The following is a 9706-nucleotide window of genomic DNA, read 5'->3' as shown; positions in this document are numbered from 1 at the left end:
TGAAAACACGCTGGTTGACAGCTTGGGAGAATTTGTTGAGATAGCGCTGGTATGCACGATGGTCTGCTCCACGTTTCCACCCAAGTAGATCACATAGTGCAGTGTCATAACGTACCACGTCAAGATGGCCAAAGCAGCTTGCTCCACACCACACACCAGCAAACAATCCTAATATTAACTGGATCGGGTCGTAGCCACGATTGGATCCTTGAAGCGGAACACCACTTTGCATAACATGTTCTTCAAAATGGCATTTCTCAAGCATTTTGAAGAACAGGGAAAGACCACCAAAAGGTGTTATTTCCTTATTTTAATACAATCCAAACACCAACAAATTTTGCACTTCGATTTTGAATCTTCAGACGCTTTTTCTAATGACCGATTTGGGGTAAATGGCGAATGAGCCGTGCGGAGATTATGACTATTCTCATCTGTTTCCACTTCAATGACTTCCGCAATTTCAAGCATTACTATCTATTTTATGTCAGGGAGCACATGAGGGATTTGTTTCCCTAGCAACTCTCCTATAACCGTTTCATAGAACTGGAATCAAGAGTTGTCATTGAGATGATGCTGTTTCTGCAAGTGTGCTGTCTGGGACGTTGCACCGGAATAAGTTTCATAGACAGCACGTCCATACCAGTGTGCCACAACAAGCGCATCCGTCGCAATAGGGTGTTCAAGGAATACGCTTCAATAGGGAAAAGTACGATGGGATGGTACTTCGGCTTCAAACTGCACTTGACTTGCAACGAGCGTGGAGAGTTGGTCAACTTCATGTTCACCAAGGCGAATGTGGATGATAGGGATGAAAGAGTGTTCAACAGGCTCAGTGACAACCTCTTCGGCAAGTTGTTTGCTGATAAGGGGTATATATCCCAAGGGCTTTTCGAAAGATTATACAATGACGGCATTAACCTTGTCACGGGGCTGAGGAGTAACATGAAGAACAAGCTAATACCCTTGTATGACAAAATATTACTCAGAAAGAGATCGGTCATAGAAACCATCAATGATGAACTGAAAAACGTGGCACAGCTGGTACACTCCAGACATAGGAGCGTTTTTAATTTTGCTATAAATGCACTGTCGGTACTTGCAGCCTACTGTTTCTTTGAGAAGAAGCCGGCTATCAATGTAGATTTCTGTATAGACCGACAAGGACAGCAGCTTACACTGTTCTAAAACCAGTCATACCAGAGTTTGATGGAATTTTATGGATAACCTCTGTCTCAAGATAGAGGAGAGATATTTATGCTCTTGTGGGAGCTATCGAGAACGGGACATTTTTATCCCGAACTCAGGTATAAGAGGGAAAAACAGCCTGAAAAATGAGCTATACGCCTAATTTTTATGTAGAATGTTGCCTATTTCATCCCCCCTCTCCCCCGAAATTTAACAATATTTGGAGAATATTTGGATTTTAGGTATAAATAAGTAAAAGAAATTTATAGTTAGCTTGTCTCTGATCCGACGGGAAGTTGGAAACATCTTTGATGGGCGTGATTCGCCTTTTCTATTCATAGGATGACCCTAATCGATATATAGAAATAATAAAAGAGGATTTCTATGTGGGATTACATAAAATATAAATGATACTAAAACGGTTAATCCTTCGACGAGGATTAACATATATTATTTTTTTTGGATGGCTTATCATCACGACAAGAAGGTGTATTTTATTATGAAAAAAATGGTAATGTATGCACAAAGCGTTAGCTAGAACTCAGGCTTCATAATTGCTTTAACAACCGCTATGGGTGGTGCGGTGGCGTGGTAGCTTGGTTCACGGCTCATTCTTCGATTTCGGACAAACTTCGAACTAAGTTTGCGATGAAATGGCTTGATGTTTCGATAGGAGAGTAGTTAATGTATCTCATACTGCGCCTGAGATTGCGCCGGAGCACTTTGTTGTTGTTTTGCACAAATCCAGCTTTGCCTTCTCTGAAATGCCATTCCTTTGTCGTATCGATTTCTGTATGGGTCAGGGTTCTTAAAATCAGAGGATAGGCCTCGCGTTCTACATTCTCTACGAAAGGAATTTCGTCTTGCTCAAAATTAAAGACAACAATCAGGATGCTTCCCTGCAGTTGTGCCATGCGTTGTAGGTGAAGTTTGGAGAGCCAGGTTTCAAGTTTGACAAAATCAACCTTGTCACCTCTGGTTCTTAAGTAGCTACCCAGTTCGATGATGCCTCTGACGGAGATGCCTTTGGCTAATATGTGGTTGACGTTAAAGATAATGATGTCAAGCAGTTGAAGCGTTTCCATGGAAGTATCAATTGCATGACGCTCATCGTGTTTGATTTTTTTTAAACGCTTGTTTAACGTGGGATTGCTGAGATGTGGGTTGGTAAACCATTCCTGCTCATCCTTGTCAGTCATTTCCTGCAAATCAAGTATGAGCTTTTGTGGCATGTGGATGTTGGTGTCATACTGATGGTTCTTGATGCCCTTCAATGCGATGGACACCACGTTTTGAGATGCTGCCATCTGAAACAGGCGGTTCCATTTGAAGGTTGTCATAGGCTCTAACGTAACATACTCATTGAGTGCTCCAGAGCGCAGCAACCGAAAGAAATTACGTTTGATGATATCCATATTTGATGACGTGTGAATGAAACCTGATTGATGTTGCCCCGGGGCGCGTCCACAGTAGCTGTAGGTCAACGCGGCCGTTGCTGATGGGCATGGGCTGATTTCCTTTTTTTACAATTGCGTGCGACGATAAAAGTCCATGTTTTCTTTCGTCAACAACTCAATCGGCATGTAGTTTACGGGTTCAACCTTCTTTTTCAGTACGATGGCTTTGAACAACGTGTCAATGCAACAGTAACCTTGTTGGTAGGCATGCTGAGCGACCAGGAACGACACGCTGCCCTGTCTGAGGCATTCGGCGTTTTTACCCACCATGTCATATCCCATGATTTGGGTGCTTCTTCTGTTGGTTCTTAACAGAAAGTCGCCCATGATGTGTGCTTTGGAGCCAAAGGTGATGCAATGATGTATTTGAGGATGCTCATTGAAAAAGTTTTCTAACCTCAAGTCATATTCTTTTTTGGTGGTCTTCATGGGCAAGCCCAACTCGATGATTTCAATCTCGGGAAAGTGTTCTGACATGTAATGTCTGAATCCCACCTCACGATTTTCTTGCTGTTTGCTGGTCACCTTTCCGTCCTTGTTGCGCTTCATCAGTACGATTTGTTTCTCTTGATGGGCTACCATCATCAGAATCCTTGCCGAGAAGTAGCCGCTTTTGAATGAGTCTTGTCCGAAGAAGGAGAGTGGATTCAGTTCGGGCATGTACGAGTCGAGCAGGACGAAGGGGATGTTCAATTCGTGCAATTGATCTGTGAACGCTCTTGTCAAGTTGAGTGTTGCCGGAACGATGACCACTCCGTCGGGCTTCTCTTGCAAACAGGTGGCTGCCACCTTTTTGAACGACTCTTCTTTAAGTCGCTCATAATAGAGTGTTTTCGTCTCGAGATTGAAGTCGCGTCTGGTTTCTACGGCTTTCTTTGCACCTTCTTCAATTTCCTCCCAATAAGTTTCAGATTCATGTTGTGGGATGACGAGATAGAAAGTGTATGACTTGTTGTACGCCAAGGCACTGGCATACACATTGGGTTGATAATTCATCTCCGAGAGTGCTTTCTCCACCTTCTCACGCGCTGATGGCGAAACGTTGGGACGTCCGTGCAAGACCCTGTCAACCGTTCCAACCGAAACGCCAGCCCGCTGGGCGATATCCTTGATTCTGATTTTTTCTTTCATACAACACTTAAAATAGGTGCAATCATCGTGTAAGCCGCCTACAATGTAAGTTTACTTGCTTTGTTGAGGCGCAATCTAATTGATGCAAAATTACAAAGAATAGTTGTATTGTGCGAAAGCACAGTTGCATATTTTAAGCATAATCAACATTTTCCTTCGATTTTCTTCATTTTCAAACAGCAAATGGTTATCTTTGTGTGACAGATTATTTGCCAGCCTAAGCATGTGTCATCAAGAAACAACCAAATGCATCTATTCAATATTGCTCACACTTGTAATGCTCTTGTGTGCGATAGCTTGCTCAGACCCTCACGGTGACGACGTGGTGGCTCTGAATGAAAGGGCGTACCAATATCGCTACCGCAATTTGGACAGTACGTCGCTTTATGCCAACCGGGCGATGCAACTGGCGGGCAAATATGGTGATGGCTATGCGGAAGCCCTCAACCATCTGGCGTTCGTCCACATGGCAAGAATGGAATATGCCAAGGCAGATTCGCTGCTGTCAGAAGTACGTAAATCGACTAACAATCAGATAGAATTGTTAGTGGCTGACGTTCAGTTGATGCGGCTTTGCCAACGTTGCTCCAAAAACAAGGATTTTTATGTCTATCGAGAGAGTGCCATGCGGCGTCTGCATCGGATAGAGGAGGAGTACAACAGTCTGGATGAACACCAAAAACGCCGAATGATTTATGCCGAAAGCGAGTTCTATCTCACCACCTCCACCTATTTTTATTATGTGGGTTTGGAAGATTTGTCAATCGATGCCATCAACCAAATTGATGCCAACGGCGAGATAGCACGAGACACCTCCCAGCTGTTGAATTACTTATACAACGTTGGTGCGGGCGGCATCATCCTCGATGGCACCCGTGAGGAAATCAACCAGGCCGAGTTTGAGTATCTTACACGATGCTATGTGCTGGCCAAACAGCATCATTATCCCTATTGGGAGGCCAACTCGATGCAGGCCATGAGCGAGCATTTGCAGCGAAAAAAATACCGCGACAAGTTGATACACGACAATTTGCCCTCCATGCAATTCGTCAATCCGTACAACATGTCCGATTCGTTGTTGGCCGGTAATTTGGCGCAACGCTCGTTGAAAACATTCATTCAATATGGCGACGTTTATCAAATTGCCGGATCGTACCGAACGCTCGCAGAGTGTTATTGGGAGTTGAAAGATTACAAGTCGGCCTTGATTTGTCTGCACAACGCACTGGAAACCAATCATGTCATCAACCAAGCCCCCGACCTGGTGGCATCTATCCGAGAGCAATTGTCACTGGCTTACTCGGCCATTGACGACAAGCAGAACAGCGATTACAACCGAAATTTATACCTCGACATACAGGAAGGAACCAGACAGGACCGGCAGTTGGAGGCCCGCGCTGAACAGTTGAATTTGTCATCCCAGCAGTTGAATCGGATGATTCTGGCCATCATCATCACCATTGTTGTGGTTTGTTTGTTGTTGTTTATCTTCTACTACATGCGAAAGAGGAACGACCGACAGGCTTCTACGCTGACAAAACTCATGGAACCCCTTGAAAAATGGAAGCACGACAATGAAGAGGCACTCGAGGAAAACCAAGAGAAATATGAAGAGATTGAGGAAGAAAAACATTTGCAGCAACTGCATGTTTCCAAGAATAAGAAGCGTAATCTTGAGCAACGAACCAAAGTGTCGCTTGTCAACAGCATCATTCCTTTGATAGATCGAATGTTGCACGAAATACATCAACTCACCAAAAAGACCGAGGCGAAGTCCATCAGGGACGACCGGTATACCTATATCGCGGAGTTAGCCGAGCAGATTAATGATTATAACAGCATTTTGACCCATTGGATACAGTTGCGGCAAGGTGTGTTGAGTTTGAAGATTGAAAGTTTCCCGTTGCAAGATGTCTTTGACCTCTTGTCGCGCAGTCGGATGAGTTTCTCCATCAAAGGTATTGATTTGCAGGTAATGCCCACCCAAGCTGTGGTCAAGGCCGACAAGACGCTCACCGTGTTCATGCTGAACACCTTGGCTGACAATGCAAAGAAGTTCACGCCCTCTGGCGGACAGGTACGGATAGACAGTAAGGAGGGTGACGACTATGTGGAGATTAGGGTAGAAGATACGGGCATTGGCATGTCTGAACAACAAATTGAACACCTGTTCGTCAACAAGCCCATTGTAGACCACACCCTCGAAAGTGTTGACGGCAATCATCCGCAGCACCGCATCAGCAACGGATTCGGGTTGATGAATTGCAAGGGTATCATCGATAGATATCGTAAGACCAGTAAGATATTCAACGTCTGCACTATTCGTGCCGAGAGCGTAGAAGGCAAGGGTAGCACGTTCGCCTTTAGGCTGCCGAAGGGAGTGGCGCGTACCATTGCGGTGCTTTGCATGGTGGGTTCGTGTTTCATGAATGCGAAAGCAGGTGAGTCGGGAAGTGCGCCGCACACGCCCCATCCGGTTGGTCAAGCGGAGGTGGTGCAAGGTGAGTTCATCCAGCAAGCCACTGCTTTTGCCGATAGTGCTTACTTCAGTAACATCCAAGGAACTTATCAGAAAACCCTGTTGTTTGCAGACAGTTGCCTGTATTATCTCAACCAACATTACAGGACATGCAGACCGCATGGCGTAGATACCATGACCATCATGTCAAACAGTACCGCATTGCCGGCAGAAATCAAATGGCTATACGATAGCATTCCAACCAATTACAATGTCATCCTTGGCATCAGGAACGAAAGTGCCGTGGCCGCATTGGCCTTGCACAAGTGGCCCTTGTACGCTTATAACAACAAGGCTTACACGCAGTTGTTCCGCGAACGCAGTGCAGACAGTACGTTAGGCACGTATGTTCAAATGATGCAACGTTCAGAAGTTAATAAGAATGTGGCCCTCGTCATCCTTTCATTGATATTCATGCTGATATTCCCCGCCTATTATTTTTTGTATGATCGACATCGGGTGTATTATCGGTTCAGCGTTGATCGAATCCAGGAAATCAATCAAACCTTGTTGAGTGAGGCAACCGCCCAGGAGAAATTACAGAAGATACAGACGCTTTGGACGTTCAACCGCAGAATGTTGAATACCCGATTTACCAAGCTTAATGCCATCGTCGAGCAAATCATGGATGCGTTACGAGATCGCATTCATGTGGAGGAAGTGCAGACTACCAGTATGGAACTGGCCCAAGACGAACTGCGAAGAACGAGTTACGAAAACGACCAGTTGCACATCAGCAACAGCGTGTTGGACAACTGTCTTTCAACCTTAAAGCACGAAACGATGTATTATCCTGCTAAAATAGGTGTTTTGGCAGATGGAAAAGACGAAAACCTTCCGGTGTTGAGCGAGCTTTCTTCTTATTACAAAGACCTGTACATGCTGCTGAGTGCGCAGGCCATGCGACAGATAGACAATCATGTCAAGGTGGATGACGACATGCTGCGATATTTGTTTGACATCTTGAAAGAGCAAAATGGGGGTGAGCTGGTGCTGACAGCTGAAGACAAAGACCCCGTATATAGTCTTATTCATGTAAAGATGAACAATCTTCATCTCTCCGATGAACAAGTAGCCGCTCTATTTACGCCCAATACCGTTGACATGCAGTTCATGCTGTGCAGGCAGATTGTTCGTGAGGTGGGAGAGGCTACCAATGCGCGTGGCTGCGGCATCCAGGCTGTGAAAGATGAGACAGGACGAATAAACATAAATATTACCTTAACAAAAACGATATGGAAGAATTTAAAATTATCATAGTAGAGGATGTTCCTTTGGAACTGAAAGGTACCGAGGGCATCTTTAAAAACGAGATTCCTGAAGCCGAAATCATTGGCACGGCTGAAAACGAACAAGAGTATTGGCGCCTGATAAAGCAGCAGGTACCTGATTTGGTTTTGTTGGACTTGGGACTTGGTGGTTCCACGACCGTTGGCGTTGAGATATGCAGGCAGACGAAACAAAGCTATCCGCAGGTGAAGGTGTTGATATTTACCGGCGAGATACTGAACGAAAAATTATGGGTCGACGTGCTGGATGCGGGTTGCGATGGAATCATCTTGAAGAGTGGCGAATTGCTCACGCGGGGCGATGTTGGCAGTGTGATGGCCGGCAAACGCATGGTGTTCAACCAACCGATATTGAAAAAAATAGTGGAGCGTTTCAAGTTAAGCATCCATAACCAGCTTATGCGGCAAGAGGCGCTTGTGAATTATGAGATTGACGAATATGATGAGCGTTTCCTCCGTCATCTGGCCTTGGGCTATACCAAGGAGCAGATTACGAACTTGCGCGGGATGCCCTTTGGCGTGAAAAGTTTGGAAAAGCGACAGAACGAGTTGATACAAAAGTTCTTTCCCAATGGCAACAACGGGATTGGAATCAATGCCACCCGACTGGTAGTCAGGGCCATTGAGTTGAGAGTGCTTGACATTGATAATTTGCAAGCCGATGAAGAGTAAGGCCTTTGCCATCGTTACGTTCAGCTTAGGAATCGTACAAATTCTGCTCATTCTGGTTTCGTGGTTCATCACAGCCACGATGCCCATGTCGCCTGTGCGTTCGTTGTTGAGCAGCGAGGGAATCAGATGGTTTTTCGGTCAGTTCACTTACAACCTCGCCTCTCCCTTACTCGTTTGGCTTATTCTTGCTGGAATGGCATTGGGCGCATTGAAACAAAGCGGATTGTCTAAGGCTTTTACACCTTCTGACAGGAAGGAGTATCGACAGCGTTTTGCCCTAAAGTTGGTCTTGCTCGAACTGGTAATCTTCGCAGGGATTATTGGCTTGTTGACACTCATGCCCCAAGCCATCCTGCTGAGCGTTACCGGTCATTTGTTTCCAAGTAGTTTTTCGCAAAGTGTCTTTCCGATAGTATGTTTCATGGGTTGTGTGGCATCCGTCACCTTTGGCCTGTTAAGTGGTAATTTTCGTTCGCTGACCGATATTTTTAATGCTTTGTCAGTCGGGATAAGCTGGCTCTCTCCCTGGCTGGTGGTCTATGTGATGGCTGCCCAACTATACCATTCTTTCTTGTTCGTCTTCTAATCTATCTCATACCATATCCTGTGGCATGCTGGCATTATAAAATATTTTGCCTATCTTTAGAAAATTAAACCCTGTAAGTGGCACGCTGTTGCCGACACCGTTCTTTTCAGACAGACTTATTCACTTAACAACCAACTGATATGAAAAAGCATTTACTTTCACTTCTTGTCGCTCTCGTGGCAACCGCAAGTAGCCTGCCCATGGCAGCACAAGAGGCCTACGCCGTATTCACCGAGGCCAACTCCACGCTCACATTCTACTACGACAACTTGCGCAGCACACGTCCGGGAACCAAGTACGACATGCCCACAAAAGGTGCGATTCCTGGCTGGACAGGAACCTACACAGCCCCTCAGGAAAAGATCAAGCACGCTGTGTTCGATGTGTCCTTTGCCGACTATCGCCCCATGTTCACCTGTTCTTGGTTCGAACAATGCGCGAAATTGCAGGACATCAAGGATATACGAAACCTTAATACCGAAAATGTCATTAACATGACGTACATGTTCAGTGGTTGCAGTTCCCTGACATCGCTCGACTTGACCAACTTCAATACAGCAAACGTTACCAATATGGGCAGCATGTTCTTTAACTGCAGTTCCTTAGAATCGCTCAACTTGAATAACTTCAATACAGAAAAGGTTACCAGCATGAAGTACATGTTCGTGAGTTGCAGTTCCTTGATATCGATTGACTTGACCAGCTTCAATACTGCAAACGTTACCGATATGTGTGACATGTTCGATAACTGCTGTTCCTTAAAATCGCTCGACTTGACTAATTTCAATACAGAAAAGGTTACCGATATGGGCAGCATGTTCGATAACTGCAGTTCCTTAGCATCGCTCAACTTGACTAACTTCAATAC

At 45.2% G+C, this 9706-nt stretch carries 6 protein-coding genes and 2 pseudogenes; 5 read left to right on the top strand and 3 right to left on the bottom strand.

The window, feature by feature from the left end; translation table 11 throughout:
• A pseudogene (locus HMPREF0650_RS13790) lies at window positions 1–301 on the bottom strand (IS1380 family transposase); the annotation flags it as partial.
• Window positions 302–390: 89 nt separating this feature from the next.
• Here HMPREF0650_RS13790 and HMPREF0650_RS05645 point away from each other — a divergent pair.
• A pseudogene (locus tag HMPREF0650_RS05645) lies at window positions 391–1185 on the top strand (IS982 family transposase); the annotation flags it as partial.
• Window positions 1186–1793: 608 nt separating this feature from the next.
• Here the strand turns inward: HMPREF0650_RS05645 and HMPREF0650_RS05640 are convergent.
• Both HMPREF0650_RS05640 and HMPREF0650_RS05635 read right to left on the bottom strand, forming a co-directional pair.
• Complete coding sequence (locus tag HMPREF0650_RS05640) at window positions 1794–2600, bottom strand: hypothetical protein (protein ID WP_004349046.1); 807 nt, start codon at window positions 2598–2600, stop codon at window positions 1794–1796.
• A 108-nt stretch (window positions 2601–2708) separates the two neighbouring features.
• Complete coding sequence (locus HMPREF0650_RS05635) at window positions 2709–3773, bottom strand: LacI family DNA-binding transcriptional regulator (RefSeq protein ID WP_004349045.1); 1065 nt, start codon at window positions 3771–3773, stop codon at window positions 2709–2711.
• 223 nt (window positions 3774–3996) lie between these two features.
• Here HMPREF0650_RS05635 and HMPREF0650_RS05630 point away from each other — a divergent pair, with 223 nt between their 5' ends.
• The 4 genes from HMPREF0650_RS05630 to HMPREF0650_RS05615 form a co-directional block, all read left to right on the top strand.
• On the top strand, window positions 3997–7551 hold the full coding sequence (locus tag HMPREF0650_RS05630) for a sensor histidine kinase (protein WP_004349044.1): 3555 nt from the start codon (window positions 3997–3999) through the stop codon (window positions 7549–7551).
• A complete protein-coding gene (locus HMPREF0650_RS05625; RefSeq protein ID WP_004349043.1) occupies window positions 7527–8252 on the top strand; it encodes a DUF5932 domain-containing protein in 726 nt (241 codons plus the stop codon). The genes HMPREF0650_RS05630 and HMPREF0650_RS05625 overlap by 25 nt, the downstream gene beginning before the upstream one ends.
• Window positions 8242–8838 carry an AbgT family transporter gene (locus HMPREF0650_RS05620; protein ID WP_004349041.1) on the top strand — a complete coding sequence of 199 codons (597 nt, stop codon included), beginning with the start codon at window positions 8242–8244 and terminating at the stop codon, window positions 8836–8838. The genes HMPREF0650_RS05625 and HMPREF0650_RS05620 overlap by 11 nt, the downstream gene beginning before the upstream one ends.
• A 140-nt stretch (window positions 8839–8978) precedes the next feature.
• A partial coding sequence (locus HMPREF0650_RS05615; RefSeq protein WP_004349039.1) for a BspA family leucine-rich repeat surface protein occupies window positions 8979–9706 on the top strand: 728 nt, incomplete at its 3' end.

The sequence above is a fragment of the Hoylesella buccalis ATCC 35310 genome (assembly GCF_000177075.1).
In the GTDB taxonomy this organism is placed as follows: Bacteria; Bacteroidota; Bacteroidia; order Bacteroidales; family Bacteroidaceae; genus Prevotella; species Prevotella buccalis.
This window is presented reverse-complemented; position numbering and strand designations above follow the sequence as displayed.

Bases quoted from the DNA above. Each gene is read 5' to 3' on its own strand.
- HMPREF0650_RS05625 (WP_004349043.1), top strand. From the start codon at position 7,527: ATGGAAGAATTTAAAATTATCATAGTAGAGGATGTTCCTTTGGAACTG.
- HMPREF0650_RS05635 (WP_004349045.1), bottom strand. From the start codon at position 3,773: ATGAAAGAAAAAATCAGAATCAAGGATATCGCCCAGCGGGCTGGCGTT.
- HMPREF0650_RS05630 (WP_004349044.1), top strand. From the start codon at position 3,997: ATGTGTCATCAAGAAACAACCAAATGCATCTATTCAATATTGCTCACA.
- HMPREF0650_RS05620 (WP_004349041.1), top strand. From the start codon at position 8,242: ATGAAGAGTAAGGCCTTTGCCATCGTTACGTTCAGCTTAGGAATCGTA.
- HMPREF0650_RS05640 (WP_004349046.1), bottom strand. From the start codon at position 2,600: ATGGATATCATCAAACGTAATTTCTTTCGGTTGCTGCGCTCTGGAGCA.